18 protein-coding genes and 1 tRNA gene are annotated in these 20,462 nt (G+C 57.4%); 9 read left to right on the forward strand and 10 right to left on the reverse strand.

Annotated elements, in window-relative coordinates; all coding sequences use genetic code 11:
• Nucleotides 1-7: 7 nt before the first annotated feature.
• Genes tmk through GOV87_RS00700 form a run of 3 tightly spaced genes read right to left on the reverse strand, consistent with a single transcriptional unit; the run spans nucleotide 8 to nucleotide 2,986 of the window.
• Nucleotides 8-634 (reverse strand): dTMP kinase, encoded by a 627-nt coding sequence (gene tmk / locus GOV87_RS00690; RefSeq protein WP_171210485.1) that lies wholly within the window; start codon nucleotides 632-634, stop codon nucleotides 8-10.
• Nucleotides 631-1,806 carry a D-alanyl-D-alanine carboxypeptidase family protein gene (locus GOV87_RS00695; RefSeq protein ID WP_171210486.1) on the reverse strand — a complete coding sequence of 392 codons (1,176 nt, stop codon included), beginning with the start codon at nucleotides 1,804-1,806 and terminating at the stop codon, nucleotides 631-633. The genes tmk and GOV87_RS00695 overlap by 4 nt, the downstream gene beginning before the upstream one ends.
• A gap of 16 nt (nucleotides 1,807-1,822) precedes the next feature.
• Nucleotides 1,823-2,986 (reverse strand): SPOR domain-containing protein, encoded by a 1,164-nt coding sequence (locus GOV87_RS00700; RefSeq protein WP_171210487.1) that lies wholly within the window; start codon nucleotides 2,984-2,986, stop codon nucleotides 1,823-1,825.
• A gap of 199 nt (nucleotides 2,987-3,185) precedes the next feature.
• Between GOV87_RS00700 and GOV87_RS00705 the strand changes: the two genes are divergently transcribed.
• Nucleotides 3,186-3,275: transfer RNA gene (locus GOV87_RS00705), tRNA-Ser, on the forward strand.
• A 227-nt stretch (nucleotides 3,276-3,502) separates the two neighbouring features.
• Complete coding sequence (locus GOV87_RS00710; RefSeq protein ID WP_171210488.1) at nucleotides 3,503-4,222, forward strand: hypothetical protein; 720 nt, start codon at nucleotides 3,503-3,505, stop codon at nucleotides 4,220-4,222.
• Nucleotides 4,223-4,251: 29 nt separating this feature from the next.
• On the opposite strand, the gene GOV87_RS00715 is transcribed toward GOV87_RS00710, so the two are convergent.
• From GOV87_RS00715 to GOV87_RS00740, 6 genes are all read right to left on the reverse strand, one after another.
• Nucleotides 4,252-4,989, reverse strand: a complete 738-nt coding sequence (locus tag GOV87_RS00715; RefSeq protein ID WP_171210489.1) for an Asp/Glu racemase — start codon at nucleotides 4,987-4,989, stop codon at nucleotides 4,252-4,254.
• Nucleotides 4,986-6,053 (reverse strand): histidinol-phosphate transaminase, encoded by a 1,068-nt coding sequence (locus GOV87_RS00720; RefSeq protein WP_171210490.1) that lies wholly within the window; start codon nucleotides 6,051-6,053, stop codon nucleotides 4,986-4,988. Before GOV87_RS00720 ends, GOV87_RS00715 begins: the two co-directional genes overlap by 4 nt.
• Complete coding sequence (locus tag GOV87_RS00725; protein WP_171210491.1) at nucleotides 6,050-7,696, reverse strand: hydantoinase B/oxoprolinase family protein; 1,647 nt, start codon at nucleotides 7,694-7,696, stop codon at nucleotides 6,050-6,052. Before GOV87_RS00725 ends, GOV87_RS00720 begins: the two co-directional genes overlap by 4 nt.
• Complete coding sequence (locus tag GOV87_RS00730) at nucleotides 7,696-9,786, reverse strand: hydantoinase/oxoprolinase family protein (protein ID WP_171210492.1); 2,091 nt, start codon at nucleotides 9,784-9,786, stop codon at nucleotides 7,696-7,698. The genes GOV87_RS00725 and GOV87_RS00730 overlap by 1 nt, the downstream gene beginning before the upstream one ends.
• A gap of 224 nt (nucleotides 9,787-10,010) precedes the next feature.
• Complete coding sequence (locus GOV87_RS00735) at nucleotides 10,011-10,721, reverse strand: aspartate/glutamate racemase family protein (RefSeq protein WP_171210493.1); 711 nt, start codon at nucleotides 10,719-10,721, stop codon at nucleotides 10,011-10,013.
• Between the two features lie 3 nt (nucleotides 10,722-10,724).
• Nucleotides 10,725-11,423: a GntR family transcriptional regulator gene (locus GOV87_RS00740; RefSeq protein ID WP_171210494.1), complete on the reverse strand. Its 699-nt coding sequence runs from the start codon at nucleotides 11,421-11,423 to the stop codon at nucleotides 10,725-10,727.
• Nucleotides 11,424-11,530: 107 nt separating this feature from the next.
• Here GOV87_RS00740 and GOV87_RS00745 point away from each other — a divergent pair, with 107 nt between their 5' ends.
• The gene (locus GOV87_RS00745; RefSeq protein WP_171210495.1) at nucleotides 11,531-13,225 is read left to right on the forward strand and encodes a thiamine pyrophosphate-binding protein; all 1,695 of its coding nucleotides are present in this window, start codon (nucleotides 11,531-11,533) and stop codon (nucleotides 13,223-13,225) included.
• On the opposite strand, the gene GOV87_RS00750 is transcribed toward GOV87_RS00745, so the two are convergent.
• Complete coding sequence (locus tag GOV87_RS00750) at nucleotides 13,186-14,106, reverse strand: LysR family transcriptional regulator (protein ID WP_171210496.1); 921 nt, start codon at nucleotides 14,104-14,106, stop codon at nucleotides 13,186-13,188. The genes GOV87_RS00745 and GOV87_RS00750 overlap by 40 nt on opposite strands.
• A 98-nt stretch (nucleotides 14,107-14,204) precedes the next feature.
• On the opposite strand from GOV87_RS00750, the gene GOV87_RS00755 reads away from it, so the two are divergent.
• The 6 genes from GOV87_RS00755 (at nucleotide 14,205) to GOV87_RS00780 (ending at nucleotide 20,458) form a co-directional block, all read left to right on the forward strand.
• A complete protein-coding gene (locus GOV87_RS00755; RefSeq protein ID WP_171210497.1) occupies nucleotides 14,205-15,338 on the forward strand; it encodes an enolase C-terminal domain-like protein in 1,134 nt (377 codons plus the stop codon).
• A complete protein-coding gene (locus tag GOV87_RS00760) occupies nucleotides 15,335-16,588 on the forward strand; it encodes an FAD-binding oxidoreductase (protein WP_171210498.1) in 1,254 nt (417 codons plus the stop codon). The genes GOV87_RS00755 and GOV87_RS00760 overlap by 4 nt, the downstream gene beginning before the upstream one ends.
• Before the next feature lie 47 nt (nucleotides 16,589-16,635).
• Complete coding sequence (locus GOV87_RS00765) at nucleotides 16,636-17,610, forward strand: TRAP transporter substrate-binding protein (protein ID WP_171120896.1); 975 nt, start codon at nucleotides 16,636-16,638, stop codon at nucleotides 17,608-17,610.
• A 69-nt stretch (nucleotides 17,611-17,679) separates the two neighbouring features.
• Nucleotides 17,680-18,213 (forward strand): TRAP transporter small permease, encoded by a 534-nt coding sequence (locus GOV87_RS00770; RefSeq protein ID WP_171120898.1) that lies wholly within the window; start codon nucleotides 17,680-17,682, stop codon nucleotides 18,211-18,213.
• 4 nt (nucleotides 18,214-18,217) lie between these two features.
• Nucleotides 18,218-19,531 (forward strand): TRAP transporter large permease, encoded by a 1,314-nt coding sequence (locus tag GOV87_RS00775; protein ID WP_171210499.1) that lies wholly within the window; start codon nucleotides 18,218-18,220, stop codon nucleotides 19,529-19,531.
• Nucleotides 19,532-19,537: 6 nt separating this feature from the next.
• Nucleotides 19,538-20,458 (forward strand): hypothetical protein, encoded by a 921-nt coding sequence (locus GOV87_RS00780; RefSeq protein WP_171210500.1) that lies wholly within the window; start codon nucleotides 19,538-19,540, stop codon nucleotides 20,456-20,458.
• The last annotated feature ends 4 nt before the right edge of the window (nucleotides 20,459-20,462 follow it).

Consider the following 20,462-nt stretch of genomic DNA (forward strand, 5'->3'; position numbering starts at 1 on the left):
CAATAGTTTACCGCAAAGCCTGCTTAACGATATCTGTCACATCGCTGGCGACACTGTCCATGTCCCGATTGCCGTCGATCACGCGAAATCGTTCAGAAAACTCATCGGCAAGGGCAAGAAATCCGGCTCTCATCTTGAGTTGCAGGTCAAGGCCGAAATCTTCGAACCTTTCTTCTGTTCCGTGACGCCCCTTTGCCCGGTTCAGACCGGTCTGGGGGTCCATGTCGATCAGAAGGGTCAGATCAGGTTCACGACCAATCATCAGATTGTGCAACTGATCCACCAATCCGCGCAGGTCACCGCGAGAAAGGCCCTGATACATGCGGGTGCTGTCGGCAAAGCGATCACATATCACCACTTTGCCAGCGGCCAAAGCGGGTTCGATCGTACGTTCCAAGTGGTCGCGGCGCGCAGCGGTGAACAGCAAAATTTCCGTTTCAGCGGACCACCGATCGGGGTCGCCCTCAAGAACAAGCCTGCGGATTTCTTCAGCCCCGGCAGACCCGCCGGGTTCGCGGGTCAGGACAACGTCGTGACCCATGCCGCGCAGGTGATCGGCCAGCAAGCGTGCTTGCGATGACTTACCCGATCCGTCAATACCTTCGAAGGTTAGGAACAACCCGGTGCTTGTCACAGGGCGTCCAACGGATTGCCGATAACGTCAGTTAACACGATGCTGCCTACGGTCATCATCCGAACAACAAACCCGCCGGTCGCAACATCATTAGCTGCCACCAGAGGGCGGCGAATTTCCGGCAGACCCTCGGGCTTGATGACCAGTTCGGCCAGCTTCTGACCCTTTTTGATCGGCTCACTCGATGCATCGACGGGCCCATCATAGACCACTTCGGCCTTTACATCCTTGTCGCCCAAAACCGGAAGAAGAATAGTCAGATCACCATCGGGAACCAATCCAACCGTCTTTTCCGCACCCATCCAGACTTTGGCTTCGGCTATCGGCGCTTCGGAGTTGGCAATTGTCCTCTCGACAAAATTGCGAAACGACCAGTTAACCACGGCCTCAGCCTCCTCTGCGCGGCGGGCAGTGCTGTCGAGACCGGACAGGACAAAGATCACCCTGCGGTCGCCCTGTTTGGCTGAACCGACAAGGCCGTATCCCGCTTCTTGCGTGTGGCCGGTCTTTAACCCGTCTGCCCCAATTCCCAGTTTGAGCAGGGGATTGCGGTTGCGCGAGTTCGACGGCGCGCGACCGTCAAATTCAAACTCTTCCTCGGCGAACAGGGGATAGTATTCGGGGAAATCGGTGATCAGTCGGTCCGCAAGAACCGCCAGATCATGCACGGACATCATGTGCCCAGCCGCAGGCCAGCCGTTTGAGTTGGCGAAGTTCGAGCTGTTCATCCCCATCTGCTCGGCGCGCTGCGTCATATAGCGTGCGAACCCGGCTTCGGTTCCATCCGGGCTGAGTGCCTCGGCAATCACCACGCAGGCGTCATTGCCGGACAACACGATTATGCCCCGCAACAAATCCTCGACCCGGACCCGGTCCTGCGTATTTAGGAACATGGTCGAGCCGCCATAACTCATCGCGTGTTCCGAAACGGGCAGTTCTTCGTCCAGCGTCAGGCGGCCATCCCGCAGTGCTTCGAACGCGACATACAAGGTCATCAGTTTCGACATCGACGCCGGTGGCAGCGGCTGATCTGCGTCTTTGGACAGCAGTACCGTGCCTGTTGTCTGGTCCATCACATATGCTGCGCGGGCCGTTGTATCGAAGGCCTGGGCAGGCAGGGCAAACAGCGCCAGCCCCAGGGACAAAACAGAAGATCGCAATGAGGTCAGCATCAGGGCCTCCCTTGTTTCAGTTCTTGACCAGGAAGGCATCCGAGAAGCCTAGGTCCTTTACGTCGCTTTGAAGGGCGGTGCGCTCTCCACGGGTTGAGGCGGGGCCTACAAGAACCCTCCAGACAGAATCATCGTCGGTTGCTAGCTCGCGCACTTCGGCAGGCAGCCCGTTGCGGCGTATCTTGTCAGCGGCGCTTTTGGCGTTGGCTTCAACGCCGAATGTCCCGACCTGAACATAAGGTTTGGACAATAGGCCAGAAGACTGTTCCGGCTGGCTTGCCGCACTTGCAGGTGTAGGTTCCGAGGCGTCGATCGCGGCCGCGGCGCCTGCAATCGGATCAAGCGGCGTTTCCGTGATTTCGTCTGCAGGTTTCTTCTGCCACCATTTTCGCTTTGCAGGTTGATCGCTGGGCGGGGTCACCTCTGGATCGCTCAGTGTCGCGGTTGGCGCGGCTTCGGCGGCAGCTTCAATTGTTTCCTCTGCGGCTTCCTTGGCTGTGTCTGTGGCCGCGACCGCAGCTGCGCCTGCAGCACCAGCCGCGACTGCGGCGGTTTCTTTCTTTTGCCACCATTTCCGCTTTGCGGGCTTTTCTGCGCCGTCCTCTGCCGTGTCTACGGATGCGGACTGAGTATCGTCATCCTGTGGTGCAGGGGCGTCTTCGCCCGCGTCCGTCGGAGTATCTTCAGGCTCGGGTTTCAGGGGTTCCGCAGGTTTACGGCGCAGCGCAACGACCTGAACCTTGGTCGGGGACCCTGCCAGAATGCCCAATTCCGCAGCAGCGGCCGAAGAAAGCTGCAAGGCCGGCCCCGGCAGGTTTCTTTCCCGACGGAACAGCGCGCCGGTTACGGTCTTGTTGTTGCTGGCGTTCTTGATCCGCACCCGTTCGGGCTGTGTGACGTCCGGGTGAGCCACCCAAACTCCACCCAACGATGGGCGCCCATCCCACAATCCAGCCTCGGTAACTTCGAAGACCTCGGGCGCTTCGACATCGTCGCGGGGATTTCCGGTGGCGTCCGGGAACAGTTCGACCTTGTTGTCATCCTGAAGGCTTTCTGTGGCCGCTTCGGATGACGCGTTGTCAGGGGAAAGTGTCTCATCACAACCTGCGAGGGTTGCGGAAAGCACGGCCAGAACCGCCAACGCTCGCGGTTTTGCGCGTCTCTGGGTCGCTCGATTCATTTTGTCATCCCTTGCCTGAAGGGGCCTCGTTTCCCGAGCCCCGCCGATTGCCGGTTCTGAATTGCCGGCCTGTTACGGTCTTTCGATTAGATCATAACCTGCACAAGGTGTCATGGAAAGGCCACTGCAACCGCTTCGGCAAGATTTCCCTATTTGGTCTTGCCACCGGTTTCGGTTCGCCTTAGACCCAGCGTCACGCGGGGAGGTGGCAGAGTGGTCGAATGCGGCGGTCTTGAAAACCGTTGAACGTGAGAGCGTTCCCAGGGTTCGAATCCCTGTCTCCCCGCCACTCATCCACCCAAGCCTCAGCTTTTTCCTATAGTCCCGATGCGGCCAACATTTTGTTTGGGTTTTCAGGGACTCAGCCCTTTGCCGCATATCGTCGTTCTGCGGGTTGGCGGACCGTGGCCTTGTTTACTTGAAGTAAACGTCGGGTTAAAACGATGTATTATTTCATTTTTGTGACAGCGCCGAGGCGTGGTCAGCTATTGTGTTAACGAGTGCAGGAGGCCCAAAATGCCGGGAGAAGAATTTGTCGTTCCTCTTGGCCAGAGCGCGTCGGTTCGTTCTAAGTACTTTCGTATCAATTCGTTGATTATTGTTTGTTTATTTGCCCTCTCGATGATCTCGATTCTGATCCTTGAGAGCACGGACAACCGGGTTCTTAAGTTCTTCGCCTGGCGTTTTAATCACGATGTCGAGCAAAGCGTTCCAACGATTTACAACTACTTTCTGCTCGTCTCGAACTTTGGCCTGTTAACGTATGTTTTTTTGATTAAACGAACGCAAAAGGATCGCGACTCGATCTATTGGTTGATCCTTGCTGTGGTCTTGTTTCTGATGGGATATGACGAAGCGGCCCAGGTGCATGAGAAGTTTACGCAGCCCATGCGCTCCATCCTGCCCGAAAGCCCGCTTTGGCATTTTTCCTGGACGCCGATCGGGGCTTTTGTCGCACTTGTTGTGGCTGGGTTCTATTTGCCCTTTCTCATGCGCCTGCCAAAAGCAGTCGCCAGTCTGATGGCACTTGCTGGCGCCACTTACCTGTTTGGTGCGTTGATGATCGAAACTTTGGGCGGTTGGGTGGATTTCTACAATGACGACCGCGGCTGGAGGTTTTTCTTACTGGCGACGATTGAAGAATCCTTTGAGATGCTTGGAATGGTAATCTTCGGATATGCCCTTTTGCGGCAGATTTCCTTTTTACAAAACGACGACAACCCGGCCTCGGCATAGGATGCCTCCCGCCCGCTGGGTAGAATGGCTCAAATGTGTTCGAACAAGCGGCCCGGTAATGCGGCGTGGCGGTCAAGTTTCAACCTTTGGATCATGCAAAAGACCATTGCTTGATTGGAGGTGATCACTGGCTTTCCAAGATACGCCTCAACTCTGTCGATGACCTCGACCGCGCGCATGTCAGTGCAACTCAGAACGATTGCCTGCGCATCCGGATGGTCTGCTTGGCAGGCTAGGTCAAACACCTCATCTGGGGTCAGTTCGCCTTGTCCGTAATTTCCCAATTCGCGCCCTATATCTGCGCAACACACGGTCTCAATCCCGTTCTGAGACAAAAAATCCATGGCCTGTGTGTTGATCTCACAAAGATAAGGCGAGGAAAACCCAACCTTTGTTGCGCCCAGAGCTTTGATCCCAGCGATCAATGACCCCGCGGCTGTTAGAGAGTCTGCACCTGATTGTGTCTTTATCTGACCTGCGAGTTCTGTATCGAATACAGGACCATGCGTCAGGGTGGCTGACGTGCAGCCGTACAGCACAATATCTGGCCGAACGCCCGCGATCATCCGTAGATCATGGCTGATATCCGAGGCACCCAAACCTGCCATCTGTTCAGCCCCCGGAATCTCATCCACGTCATAGCCACCCATGCGTTGGAAATGAACTGTGGTATTCGGCGGACGCAACATCTGCATATCGGGTTCAAGATTGGTGTTCGTGTAAGGGACGAGCACGCCGATCTTGGCTGCGGTTCGCGTCTCGGTCATGCCAATACTCCTTTCAACACGTTCAGGGCCTTGTCCATAATCGCTGGAGCGCAAATTGTTGCGCGCAGACAGTCCGGCAAGCCATAGCCTGCCATTCCGCGCATCAGTAGGTTTTCGGTTCGTAATGCGGCGTCGGCTTTTTGAGCGTCATGTGTGGAACCAAAGCGGAGCAAGACAAAATTCGTGTGGCTGACCGGCACGGTCAGCCCAAGGGTGCGGCAATCCAGCGCAAATTGGTCGCGAAGGCGTGCCGTTTGGCTGACCACATCGCGCATGTGGGATTGGTCGCGCATAGCAGCGGCGGCTGCAGCTTGTGATGCTGACGATATGTTGTTTGGGTTGAGAAGTTTCCGCAACTCAGCGGCGATGGGCAGAGGGAAATATCCCCATCCGACACGGGCGCTGGCCACGCCATAGGCTTTGGAAAATGTCCGGGTTATGACGGTATCACCTCGGTCCACCAGCGCGAAGATGTCCGCAGGGTTATTGGCTATATCCGAAAACTCGGCATAGGCTTGATCGACCACCAAAAGCACATCGTCCGGTAGGGCGGTGCGCAGTCTAAGTATGTCGGAGTTCGGGATAAGCGTTCCAGTCGGGTTGCCTGGATTGCTAATGAAAACAATGCGTGTCGCAGGCGTTACCCCGGCAAGAACTTCGTCAACTGATACGGTCAGGCCAACCTCGGGTGCCGTCCGATAGTCCGCCTGCGCTTGTGCGGTTGCCGACGCCACGAAAGCATACCCGTACTGCGCGCCCAGAACCTGATCGCCGAGTCCGGCGTATGCGCGGATCAGGCAACCTATCAGCTCCATTGAACCGGCTCCGCATAAGATGCGCGATGGGTCCAGGTGGTGCACGGTCGAGATCGCTGTGCGTAATTCTGTCCACTCGGGGTCAGGGTAAAGCGTCAGGTCAGACGCCGCAGCTTGGCCTGCACGCATCGCGGCGGGGCTGGCGGGAAACGCGCTTTCATTCTGCGCCATCGAGATTGTCTGCGCCCCGCCCAGATCGGCAAGGGCATAGGCCGCCATGTTAGCGACATAAGCGTTCGGGCGGATCATGTGTCATCTCCATAGGCTTTTGCCCCTTCCGCGGTCACCAAACCACGTTTTAAATCGAGGTCGAGGGAAAGGGGATCGCGCAGCTTTGGATCTCCGAACCCGCCGCCGCCGGGCGTTTCAAAGATCAGGTAATCGCTCGGTTCAACGCGCAGCTCACCTTTGCCCGGAATGTCCCCGGTAGAGTCCCGAAGGCGAATGCGGCCGGGGCTTCCGGCACCACCACCCATCCTGCCAAGGGCGGGGAATTTCAGCCGTTCAACCGATAGGAACACCACAAAAGGCGCGCCATTGGACGATGTCATTTCTATGCGCTGACCCAGCCCGCCGCGATATTGCCCCGCGCCGCCGGAATCCGGCCTAAGCTCGCGCCGCCAAATCGTCACGGGCGCGACGCTTTCGGTGATTTCAACCTGACTGCCAAAAACGCCGGACGGGTAGGCCGTGGCTGATAAACCATCCGAATGAGGCCGCGCGCCAGTTCCACCATTATGTACCGGTTCGATCGCAAACTCCCGTCCACCGTCGCGGGCCACTTCGGGCGCGTGACGCATGGGCAGGTCAAACATGCAGCTTGCGCCCTCTGCCGGGACTTGATCAGGCAAGGCTTGATGCAAGCATCCCAGTACCAAGTCAGGTGTCACCTGACCAAGAGTATGCCGCATGGCGACGGGAACGGGCCTTTGGGCGTTCAGGATGCACCCTTTCGGCCCATCAACGGTGAAGGGCTCTAGTGATCCTGCGTTGTTCGGTATGTCCGACCCAACGATGCAGCGCAGCGCAAATACGGTATAGGCCGTGGCATAATTCAGCGGCACGTTGATCCCTTTGCGCGAACATCCAGAGGTGCCAGCGAAATCCACATGCATCCTGTCCTGATGGACGGTCAGCGTGGCGTGAAGTTCCAGTTCATTCTCATACCCATCCATTTTCAGGACGTTTTTATAGACACCATCAGGCACTTCGGAGATTGCAGCTTGGGTGCCACGGCGCGACGTGTCGATGATATAGGCGCCCAGCGTTTCCAGATCGTCGAGGTTGAATTCCTCCATCATGGATAGCAGACGGTCGACCCCAGACTCGCAACAGGCAATTAGTGCGTAAATGTCGCCCTCATTCGCGACGGGTTCACGGGAATTGGCGCGGATTATGTCAAGAAGCAGAGCGTTTGGCGCGCCTTGATCGACCAGTTTGCAAGGCGGGATCAACAAACCCTCGTCATAGATATCGGACCCCTCTGGCCCCATTCCAAGCCCGCCCAAATCGACCAGGTGAGAGGTGCATGAGGTAAAGCCAACGACCTGTCCGTTCCGGAAGGCCGGCATCATCAGAAGAAAGTCGTTCAAATGCCCCGAGGCCAGCCAGGGGTCGTTGGTCATATAGATGTCACCCGGTTTCATGTCTTGAACGGGGAAGGCCGCGCGAAGGTGCTGAACCGCTTCGGCCATTGTATTGATATGTCCGGGCGTGCCGGTGACGGCCTGCGCCAGCATGCGCCCATTCGCATCAAATATACCGGCCGATATGTCCCCGCACTCGCGCACGATCGGGCTAAAGGCCGCCCTGATCAGGGTTTGCCCCTGTTCTTCAACAACCGCCAGAAGACGGTTCCACATAACTTGAAGTCGGGCGGGAGAGAGGGTCATCATTCTGTTCCTTTCCGGGTAAGGACAAGGTTCCCGATCGCGTCCACACGGGCTGCGAAGTCAGAAGAGACCAATGTGGTTGTCTGTGGCTCGGTAATCAGCGCGGGTCCGGGGACATAGTCGCCCGCGCGCAGGTCGGGGCGGGCGATCAATGCGGCCTGTACGGTTTGTCCGGTCAGGTCGCAGGTGATGGGGCGCGTCTGTGACGGCATTGCTGGACGAGATATCGGCGCATCCGCCAAGGTGGGCGCTTCGCTCCCGAAAGTCGCCACGCGCACCGACCAATTCAGGATTTCTATCTGCATTCCCGGCACTAGGCGCGAGAATTGCTTGCGGTATTCCTCTTCAAACGCATGGGTAAGGGGCGCAATGTCTGTGGTGCAAAGGTCGCGGTCGGGCAGGGGGATTTCGATCTCGTGGCCCTGACCGCTGTAGCGCATGAACGCGGTACGCCACGTTTGAGTTGGCGCATCGCCTGCGCCTTGGGATACCACCTGTTTTGCTTCGGAAATCATTGCGTCGAAGAGCGTGTTGATTGCGTTAACTTCGATGCTTTCCAACAAAGAGTAACGAGACCGCACAATCTCAAAACTGACAGGCGCGTAAAGAAAACCAACAGCCGAGCCGACACCAGGGTTTGGTGGGATCACGATCTGGTTGACCCCGGCGGACCGGGCAACCCGTGTTGCGTGCAGGGGACCATTGCCGCCAAACGCGATCATAGTTCGGGTGCCCAGTTCCTTGCCGCTTTCGACGGCGTGCATGCGTCCGGCGCTGGCCATGCTTTCGTCGACGATGCGACTGACACCATCTGCGGTACCGGTTGCGTTAAGACCGAGCTTGGTCCCGATCACGCGATCCAAAGCATGTTTCGCAGCCTTAAGGTCAATCGCGATGTGCCCTTCGGCAAAGGTTTCGGGGGTGATGTAGCCCAGTGCGATATCGCTATCTGTGACCGTTGGCTCTGTGCCGCCGCGTAGGAACGCGACGGGGCCGGGTTCCGAGCCAGCCGATTTCGGCCCAACCGTCAATCGCCCCAACCGATCTACCCCGGCGATCGAGCCGCCGCCCGCTCCGATTTCGATCATTTCGATCACGGGAATTCGCACAGGCATGCCTGAGCCCTTGATGAACCGGGCCGCACGCGCGATTTCGAACTGACGCGAGGTCTGCGGGCGCGCGTTGTCGATCAGGCAGAGCTTGGCCGTTGTTCCGCCCATGTCAAAGGACAGAACCTGATCCAGACCCGCGCGTGCGGCGATCCGGGCGGCCAAAATGGCGCCCCCGGCCGGGCCGGATTCGACAAGACGGATGGGAAATTGCGCCGCGGTGTTTAGGGTGCACATTCCGCCACCGGCCGTCATCATCAGGATCGGGCAGGCAAGACCTTCGTCACGGAACCGATCCGCGAAACGCGTCAGGTATGCCTGCATCAAAGGCTGGATATAGGCGTTTGCAACCGTGGTGCAGAGGCGATCAAACTCACGCGCCTCGGGGCTGACCTCGGACGAGATTGAGATGGCCAGTTCGGGGCGTTCTTGGGCCAGAGCTGATTGCAACTGCCGTTCGTGCGCAGGGTTGGCGTAAGCGTGCATAAGGCAGATGGCGACGGCGCCCACACCGCTTGCGTCGATCTCTTCCAGCACTGCGTCGATTGCGGACTGCTCCAGCGCGATCAAAACTTCACCGTCTACCGACATACGTTCACGCACCGTAAACGCCCGTTCCCGGGGCACCAGCAGGTCGGGCTTTTCCAGGTTGATATCGTATTGCGCATATCTCCGCTCGTAAGCGATTTCGAGGATATCGCGGAAGCCTTCTGTCGTGATCGTTGCAACCGTGGCCCCGCGCCGTTCGATCAGGGCATTGGTGGCCAAAGTTGTTCCATGAATGAAGCCGGAGATGTCGGATAATGAGCGTTCAGATAGCTCGATAACCCGCCTCGCGCCCTCCATCGCGCCGCCAGCGGGGTTTTGGTGAGTGGTCAGCGTCTTGGTGGATGCAAGGATTGTGTCCTCACCCGAGAATAGAACCGTGTCGGTAAAAGTGCCGCCAATATCAATGGCGAGGCGCAGTGCATCAGGGGTCATTCTGTAGTCCGAAGTCAGAGTAATCGCAGTCCGTCGCAAAGGGCACAAAGCCCTTGGCTCAGGCGGCAACCACCAGATCACAACCCGTCGCGCGACGGTTCATCGGATGAGAAATACAGGCCATACGCATACCGTAAGTTTGTAGGCGCAGGCGGTGCCATACTAGTGGAAATGCGACGTTATTGCATGTAAGCGACATCAAAACGCGTAGTTTTCGGGAGGCATCAATAATGCGGCGGGTTGAGCCCGGCCTGAAACCAATTGACGAAGGTAACCATCGAAAACACCGGAAGGTTCGTAGCCTTTTGAATGTCAGCCGCATAGGGACACATGTTGGTGCATTCCAGAACGATCGCTCCCAAGTCAGGGTTCTCTACCTTCAGGGATAACGCAGCGGCGATGTTATCCGCACGGGCCTTGTCCACATCCATCGTCAGCTCATTGCCAAGAATTGCGCGTGTGAATTCGTCACCCCCCTCAGTAGTTCCGATTGGAGTACCCAGTGGAACTTGAGCGCCAGACAGATGTTCATCCGTCAGGGTGGACGCTGAAATCGTCAGGATGCCCGCACGTTTGCCCGCTGGAAGGGTGCGGTTTACCATTTCCACTTGCATCAAAGATGATGTCGCGACGGGGATGGGAATGGCTTCGGACAGTTCCTTTTGAAAGACCGAAAGAAAGCCGCAATTTGTGGTAATGCCGTCAGCCCCGTCCTTGACCAGATCCAGAGCCGCATCGACGAACGCGCCCAACATGCCTTCGGCCTTTTGGCGAACAACTCGGTCCGGTGACGCATCACGCACTATTCGGTAGAGCACGGGAAAGGGCCATGTCAGCGCGTTTCCCATATCTCCGGGAATTCGTGGAAACTGCGCATCCAGCATAAGAATGCCCACCGAGGCACCGTAAATGGATTTTCCACCTTGCACGATCATGCCTCAAGCCTCCTCAATGATGCGGGTCGCGATTTCGTCGGGCCCCTCCATATAGATGCTGGAAATTCCCTGACGTACTGCGTCCTGTACCTGATCCATCCGCCTGGAGATATGGGCCCCCATTATCCGCTCGGCCTCGTCCGTGTTTCGCTCAAGCATGGCGTTCATTACACCCTTGTGCTGATCTTTCGAGCGATGAATGCGGTCCGCAGTCATCGAAACCCACCGGATATACCGGATACGGTCATTGATCCGGCTGAGGGTTTGCAGCAATTCGCGATTGCCCGACAACCGCGCGATTCCGATATGGAATACCTCGTCGCGCGCTACGGCTTCTTCGACCGTCAGGCCAGTTATGTCGATGCCTGTGTCGTACAGTTCCTGTTCAAGCGCCTTCAGCTCTTGATCCGTTGCCTTGGCGCAAGCCGCACGTACTGCGGCCACTTCTATGATCTGGCGCAGTTCGAACAGGTCGTACACGCTCTGGGCATCCAAGGGTCTGCAAAAGAACCCCTGACCGGGGCGAAAGTCGAATAGGCGTTCGGCGACCAGACGGTTCAGCGCCTCGCGCAGGGGGGTCCGGCTTACGCCGAGTTCTTTGGAGAGTGCGACTTCGTTCAGGCGGTCACCCGGACGCAGGCGAAATGACACCGCCATCGCCTTTACCTGATCGTAAATGTCATCGACTCGTGGACCCGCCATCAAATATTGCCTTCCTCTGCTTCTTTTCAGGGGTGCCACAGGTCGATCTTGAATTCAATATGCAATACTGTATACAGTTATGTATTCAATTCTTGATGGGGGCAAATATGACGGGCGTGAACTACCTGACAGGGGCTGAGGCGATGGTAAGAATGCTTGAAGCCCATGGCGTGACTCACATGTTTGGTTTGTGTGGGGACACGACCCTGCCGTTTTATGATGCGTTGGCGCGGATGGATCACGGCATTCAGCACATCTTAACCCGCGACGAACGACACGCGGCATATATGGCTGACGGTTATGCCCGCGTTACGGGCAAACCCGGTATTTGCGAGGGGCCATCGGGCGGTGGGGCGACCTATATACTGCCGGGTGTGGTCGAGGCCAACGAAAGCTCGGTGCCGATTCTGGCGATCACCTCTGATGTCGCGACAACCAGCCGGGGGAAATACCCGCTGACAGAATTGGACCAGACAGCTTTGTTTAAGCCGCTGGCGAAGTGGAATGCCTCGATCGACGATGCCTCGCGGTTGCCTGCAATGATGCGGGCGGCGTTCCGGGCTATGACGACTGGAACGCCCGGTGCGGCACATCTTGCTTTGCCCTTTGATGTTCAAAAGGCCTCGGTGGACGAATCTGAAATCTGGGCGGACGCGCGGCATCGCAGTTATCCGGCTGAACGGGTGGGGCCTGATCCTGACGCGATAGACGCGGCCGCGGAAGTCTTGGCTAAGGCAAAATCGGCAGTGGCCGTTTGCGGGGGCGGGCCTGTTCTGTCGGGGGCCAGCGATGCGCTGCGCCGGGTGGCAAAGGCTTTGGATATGCCTGTGGCCACAACGGTTTCAGGTCAGGGCGCGCTGGCCGAGACCGAGCCTTTGGCGCTGGGCGTCGTGGGATCAAACGGAGGCGTGCCAGCGACTCGGGCGGTTGTAGATCAGGCGGACGTGGTTCTGTTTATCGGTTGCCGCGCAGGGTCGGTTACGACCGAACGCTGGAGAAGCCCGGCCCGAAACGCAACGATCATCCACATCGACAGCGACCCGATGGTGATCGGCGCGAACTATCAGGCTGAGGTGGCGATCTGCGCCGACGCGCGGCAGGCGCTGGAAGCGCTGGCGGACGCGCTGGAGGGAAATGATGATCTGCCCGGCCAAGGCGGTGCAGCCAAGGCCAAGGCCGCCTGGGCTGCCAAAACCGCCGCCTTTGCCCCGCTAGCGGCAAGCCGTGAAGCCCCGATCCGCCCCGAGGCCGTCATGGCAGCGCTCATGGATGTTCTTGATGACGATGCCACGATTGTCGCAGACCCCGGGACCCCTTGCCCCTATTTCAGTGCACACTACCGGTGGCAAAGCGCCGGGCGCCACTTCATCACGAACCGGGCGCATGGTGCCTTGGGATATTCGTTAGGGGCCGCGATGGGGGCGCATGTCGGCAGGCCGTCCGTCAAAACGCTGGCCGTCATGGGGGATGGCTCTTTCGGGTTCACGTGCGGAGAGTTTGAAACGATGGTACGGCACAAAATGCCGATCACTTCGATCGTGTTCTCAAACTCGGTCTTTGGGTGGATCAAGGCGGGTCAGGATGCCGGGTTCGGGCAGCGGTACTACAACGTCGACTTTGATCGCACCGACCATGCCGCGGTTGCTTCGGCCTTTGGGGTCAAGTCGTGGACTGTGAAAGACCCGGCCGACCTGCGCAGGGTGTTGGCGATGGCTGTGGAACATGACGGGCCAACCTTGGTGGATATCCATTCCCAACCCCTTCACGAGGCCGCCGCGCCGGTGTCCGAATGGCTGGCGTAAGTCGCAATTGACGCTGTGAGTTGGGCCAGAAAGTCCTGCGCAACAGTTGAGAGGGGGCGACCCTTGGCCGTTATGATCGCTAGATCCAGCATCACGGCCGGCCGGAAGGGGCGCGTCTGATAGCCGGTCTCTTCATCGAAATTCACTGTAAAGGGATCAATCAGGGCAACGCCCATGCCTTGTTTGACGAAGCTCAGTAAGTTCTCGGACAGGTGCGTGTGGATTTGTGTTCGCCACGTGCGCCCCTGCGTTTGAAACGCATCCCTAGTGCGCCGGTGCGTTTGATGTTCCGGCCCCATGACAATGAAAGGCTCGTTCTCCAGCAACGCAGGCGTCAGGACATCGTGGACGGCCAGTGGGCTGTCTTCGGGAAACGTCGCCAGAGTTTCGAAGTGGAACACCTGATAGTTCAGCGTGTCGTGAAGAATTGGCATCTCGACAACCCCGATCTCGAACAGGCCCGAGGTCACCCATTCCTGTATTTTAGACGAATATTGCGATTGAAAACTGACGGACAGGTTTGGCCGAGTTTTGGCAAAGCGGGCGACCTCGCGCGGGATAAAGCCGAAGGACAACAGATGAGGGGCCGCGATCTGAAGCTGGCCGGGATGCTTGTTTTGCAGGTCAGAGACCGCTTGGGCGACGTGGTCCAGACCGCGCACGACGGTATCGACCTCTCGGTACAGCAACTCGGCCTCGGGCGTTGGTAACAATCGACCTTTGCTGCGTTCAAACAGCGGCAGTCTGGCCTCGCGCTCAAGCTGGGCCAGAAGATTGCTGATGCCCGGCTGCGAAATGCCCAGCACAGACGCCGCGCCAGTGACGGTTCCGGTTTCCATGATGGCGTGAAAAGCTTGCAATTGGCGAAAGCGCAGAGACATGGTTCACCCTATCATTTTTTCTGATGGAATTGCGAAAACATAGTATTTGAAATGATATACAGGTCAAGGCAGGCTTCTGCTCATCAAGGGGATGCGGCATGGGCGACCTGTTTCAGAAAATTGTTGGGTATGACCTGTGGCATCTGGAGTTGCCGGTCACGTCCCGCCGTGATCATGGAATTGGCACTGTTGAAGGAAGTTGCGAAGTTGTCGTCTTGCGCCTGACGTGTGAGGACGGCTGTCATGGATTCGGCGAGGCCTCGCCCTGGTCAGTGTTCACAGGAACGCCCGAGGCCACCTATGCGGCTTTGGACCGGTATATCCGGCCGCTGGTGATTGGCTCGTGCATTGCCGACCGGGCCGCCATCACGGAACAGGCGTCCCGCGTCGTCGCACATTGCACCGAAGCAAAGGCCGCGTTGGACAGTGCGCTGCTTGACTTGGCTGGTCGGATCAGTGGCGTGCCGGTGTGGGCATTGTTGGGTGGAAAGTGCCGCGATACCATTCCGCTGAGCTGTTCAATCGCCAACCCTGAATTCGCGCAGGACAAGGAACTGCTGGATCGGCTGCAGGACGACGGCGTTCGGATCGTTAAGCTGAAGACGGGGTTCAAGGATCATGCCTTTGACATCATGCGGCTGGAATATCTGGCGCAGAACTACCCGGATATGTCTGTCAGAGTGGACTATAATCAGGGGCTTGAAATTACGGATGCCGCTGCACGGGTGCGGGACGTCGCGCAATTTGCACCGGATTTCATCGAGCAACCCGTGCGGGCGCATCACTTTGGCATGATGGCCCGTTTAAGGCAGATGATTGATGTGCCCCTGCTTGCAGATGAAAGCGTTTTTGGTCCTGAAGATATGGAGCGCGCCGCGCGCGAAAACATATGCGACGGCGTTTCGGTGAAAATCATGAAATCCGGTGGGCTACACCGCGCCCAGACAACTGCGCGTATCGCCGCAGCCCATGGGTTGAGCGCGTATGGCGGCGACATGTTCGAAGCAGGGTTGGCCCACCTTGCGGGCACTCACATGATTGCGGCAACGCCCGAGATAACTCTGGGCTGCGAGTTTTATCAGTCTTCATACTTCCTTGCAGAAGACATTCTGCAAGATCCTTTCCGCGTGGCCGACGGCAACGTGATCGTTCCCGTTGGTCCGGGGCTGGGCGGGTGTCCTGACATCGGAAAACTGAACCACTATGCAATAACCAAGGCGGTGGCAGCATGAACGACGCAAAAACCATCGCGATCATCGGGGCCGGTATTGTCGGCGTGTCCTCTGCAATCTGGCTTCAGCGCGATGGGCACCGGGTGATCTTGATTGACAAGGCGGGTCCGGGCGAAGGCACCTCATACGGCAATGGCGGAGTGTTGGCTTCTTGCTCAATCGTGCCGGTGACCGTTCCAGGGTTGCTTCGAAAAGCTCCGAAAATGCTGTTTAGCCCCTCTCAGCCGTTGTTCATGAAATGGGGGTACTTGCCCAAGCTTCTGCCGTGGCTGTCCCAATATCTCAAACACGCGAATGCAAATGATGTGGAACGTATTGCGGCTGCACTGACCCCGATCGTGGGGGACAGTTTGAATGACCACGAAGCCCTTGCCAAAGGGACGGGGGCCGAAAAGTGGATCGTGCCGTCCGACTATCTGTTTCTTTATGAAAACCGGGCGCAGTTCGAAAGTGACGCGTTTGGGTGGGCGATACGTCGAAAGTACGGGTTCAAATGGCAGGAGCTGGAGGGCGAGGCATTTCGCGCCTATGACCCTGTCTTTGGTCAGGAGATCGGATTTGCTGCAAAGCTTTCAGATCACGGCCACATCACTGATCCGGGGCGTTATGTGAAAGACCTTGCGGCACATGTCGAAGCGCTGGGCGGTCACATTATTCGCGCCACTGTCGAAGACATCGCTTATGAAAACGGTCGGGTGGTTGGTGTGCGGGCAGGTGGTGAGACCATCGCCTGTGATACAGCCCTGATCACTGCGGGTGTTTGGTCGGGCCCTCTGGCCGCGCGTCTTGGGGTTTCTGTTCCTTTGGAAAGCGAACGCGGCTATCATCTTGAATTGATAGAGCCTTCTGCGATGCCGCGTAGCCCGGTGATGGTGGCTTCGGGCAAGTTTGTGGCCACTCCGATGGATGGGCGAATTCGTTTGGCCGGTATCGTCGAATTCGGAGGGCTGGATGCGGCGCCGTCACGCGCGCCGTTCGAATTGCTGAAGAAAAACGCCCGAGCTGCCTTTCCGGGTGTAACATGGAAGGAGGAAGTTGAATGGATGGGGCACAGACCCGCCCCGGCGGATTCGATCCCGATCATCGGCGAAGTACCTAATATCAAAGGCGCCTATCTTGGCTTTGGGCACCATCACATCGGTTTGACGGGTGGGCCGAAAACCGGGCGTCTGTTGGCCCAGATGATCGCGGACAGAACTCCGAACACAGACGTGAGCGTCTACGCGCCCTCACGCTATGCAACACAATAATGTCGGTGAGAAACACCGGCGGTTCGATATTCAATAGGGAGAATACGATGAAGAAACTGACAAGTCTTTTGGCGGCAACCGCTTTGACAGCTGCTTCGGTCGCTCCGGCCGTGGCGGAAAAATGGGATATGCCCATGGCATATTCTGCTTCCAACTTCCATTCCGCTACGGGGGCCGAGTTTGCTAAGTGCGTTACCACCGGAACCGGCGGTGAGATTGAAATCGTAACCCATCCGTCGGGGTCCTTGTTCAAGGGCGCGGATATCAAACGTGCAATTCAGACCGGACAGGCGCCAATCGGGGAACGCCTGTTGTCGGGGCACCAGAACGAAAATGCGCTGTTTGGTTTTGACTCGATCCCCTTCCTTGCGACGTCATTCGATGACAGCGCAAAACTTTGGGAAGCGGCCAAGCCGTCCATTGAGAACCTGCTGGCAGAGCAGAACCTGACGCTGCTTTACGCAGTTCCATGGCCGCCGCAGGGTCTCTATTTCAAGAACGAGGTGAACTCGGTCGCGGATATGGAAGGCATCAAGTTCCGTTCCTACAACAACGCGACCTCACGCCTTGCAGAGCTGACCGGGATGCTGCCAGTCACGATCGAAGCGGCAGAAATCAGCCAGGCTTTTGCAACCGGCGTGGCCGACTCGATGGTGTCGTCGGGGTCCACCGGGTATGACCGTAAGGTATGGGAAAGCCTGAACTATTTCTACGAGGTGGATGCCTGGTTGCCGCGCAACTATGTGATGGTCAACTCAGATGTCTGGGGTGGTGTGTCTGACGCCAACAAGAATGTCATCAAGGCCTGCGCGGAGCTGGCGGAATATGCCGGTAACTGGCGTGCCAAGGAATATACTGGTTTCACCCTTCAAGGCTTGCGCGATGGTGGTATGACCGTTGGTCCGGCCTCTGAGCAGATGGTCAACGAGTTGAAAGAGATCGGTGTGACCATGACAAACGAGTGGCTCGAGGCGGCAGGGGACGAAGGCAAGGCCATCGTCGACGCGTTCCAGTCGCAATAAATCCCTCAAACGGGTGGCGGGGTATCCTGCCGCCCTTTGTCTGACCAATCATAACATCGCGGGGACGGTATGGCAGCATTGCGAGGGCTTCGGTCCGTATTGGATTTCATTTATCAGGCCGCAGGCGTTCTGGCCGCGCTGAGCCTGATCGCCATCTTGTTGCTGATTGTGGTGCAGATGCTGGCCCGCTGGACAGGCGAGGTTTTTCCCGGTGCCCCTGACTATGCCGGATATGCCATGGCTGCGGCGTCCTTTCTGGCCTTTGCGAACGCATTGAACCGGGGTAGCCATATTCGCGTGTCGATCCTGTTGAACGCCGTTCCCAATGGTGTCCGCAGGGTGCTGGAGATCTGGTGCTTTGCCGTCGGTGCTGCCGTGATGTGGTACTTTTGCTGGTATGCCTATCGGTTTGTTTACTGGAGTTGGAAATTCAACGACGTCAGTCAGGGGCAGGACAAGACCGCCCTTTGGATCCCCCAGTCATCCATGCTGATCGGGGCGGTAATCCTTGCAATCGCCCTGACGGATCACCTGATCCATGTCGTCGTGAAAGGTGATCACCGTATCACCCGTGATCTCGCAGATCAGAGCCACGGGGAGTGACGGCATGGAAAATATCTCAGTCATCATTCTTTTTCTTTTCGTTCTGTTCACATTGCTCGGCACGGGTGTATGGGTTGGTCTTGCCCTGATGGGCGTGGCTTGGGTGGGGATGGAACTGTTTACCACACGGCCGGTCGGCGATGTGATGATCACTACGGTCTGGTCAGCTTCGTCCTCGTGGACTTTGACCGCGTTGCCCATGTTTATTTGGATGGGGGAAATCCTCTATCGAACGCGATTATCTGAAGACATGTTCAAGGGGCTTTCGCCTTGGATGGCCCCGCTGCCCGGCGGGTTGGTACACACGAACATCGTAGGCTGTACCGTGTTTGCTGCGGTGTCTGGATCGTCTGCTGCGACCCTGACGACCGTGGGCAAGATGTCCATTCCCGAGCTACGCAAACGCAACTACCCCGAGCGCATGATCATCGGCACCCTGACGGGGGCGGCGACGCTTGGCTTGATGATCCCGCCATCCCTGACCCTGATCGTCTACGGCGTGACGATAAATGAATCCATTACCAAGCTGTTCTTCGCTGGCATCCTTCCGGGTCTGGTTCTGGCCGCCATGTTCATGGGCTATGTCGCGATCTATTCAAAGCTGGGCAAGGATTGGAATCCGAACGACGAGGGCAAGCTTAGTTTTTCCGAGAAAATCAGGAACTCTCGGTTTTTGTTGCCTGTGATCCTACTGATCATGGTTGTGATTGGCTCAATGTATTTGGGCTATGCAACTGCCACCGAAGCTGCAGCGTTTGGGGTGATCGGGGGGCTTCTGCTTGCGGCGGGGCAGGGGTCACTGAACTGGAAGACCTTTACGGAAAGCCTGATGGGAGCAACCCGCACAAGTGCCATGATTGCGTTAATCCTTGCGGGGGCGGCCTTTCTGTCACTGTCGATGGGCTTTACGGGATTGCCACGTGGTTTGGCCGACCTGATCGCAGGGTGGGAGCTGACACGGTTTGAGCTGCTCATGGTGCTTTTGGTCTTTTACATCATTCTGGGTTGTTTCCTTGATGGCATCTCGTCGGTCGTTCTGACCATGGCCGTTGTGGAGCCGATGATCAGGGAGGCCGGTATCGATCTGATCTGGTTCGGAATATTCATCGTTGTTGTGGTTGAGATGGCGCAGATCACCCCTCCGATCGGTTTCAACCTGTTCGTCATGCAGGGCATGACCAATCATGAGATGGGCTATATTGCCCGCGCCGCGATCCCGATGTTCCTGATCATGGTCTTGATGGTCTTCGTGTTGATCTGGTTCCCGGAACTGGCCACATGGCTTCCGGACAACCTACGTCAGAGCCCCGGTGGGTAGTCCGTCTTGAACCCCTTGCATTGGGCCGCGCGCAACGGCCCGCTTGTTCTAGTGGCTGGACTGGTTGGTGGGTTGCTGCTGCCGGGACTGGCCGAACCGATGCGCCCGATGCTGCCCCCACTGGTGGTTCTACTGTTGTTTGTGACCGTCCTGAGGATGGAGCCGTCGTCCATTCTGGGCTCGATGGGCGACTGGCGGCTTGTATCCGGGACTGTGTTGGGTTTTCAATTCACCATTCCGTTGGCTGTGCTTGCTGTTGGCTTTCTGTTTGGTTGGAACGCGGAGCCCGTGCTTTTGGCTTTGCTTATCATGACCGCAGCGCCATCCATCGCAGGCAGCCCCAATCTGTGCCTGATGATGGGGTACCCGGCGGAACACGCGATGCGTTTGCTTGTGGCCGGGACTGCCGTTTTACCGCTGACCGTGTTTCCCATCTTTTGGCTGATGCCCGAGATTGGTGATTTTCATACGGTGTTGCAGGCCGTGCTAAAGTTGTTCGTGACGATTTTCGCTGCGACATTTGCGGCGATAGCTCTGCATCGAACAGTGCTAAAATCCCCATCGCAAGGAATACTGATGAACCTTGAAGGGTTGGGCACGATCACATTGGCCGTTTTCGTCGTGGGGTTAATGCCTTCGGTCAGCAGCACAATGTTGGACCGGCCCGGTACTGCTTTGTTTTGGATCGCTTTCGCGTGTTGCGCAAATTTTGGCGCTCAGGCGGTGACATATGTCCTGACACGCAACAGGCTGTCCGCGGCTAAAAGAACGGCCATGGCCTTGATTGCAGGCAACCGGAATATTGCCATCTTCTTTGTGGCGCTGCCTCCGGAGGTTACCGCGCCGTTGATGGTGTTCATCGGCGCGTATCAAATTCCGATGTATCTGACGCCGACCGTCATGCGACGGCTATATCGCGCAGGATAGTCTT

Origin of the sequence: Ruegeria sp. HKCCA5426 (genome assembly GCF_013034585.1) — a bacterium.
Lineage (GTDB): Bacteria > Pseudomonadota > Alphaproteobacteria > Rhodobacterales > Rhodobacteraceae > Ruegeria.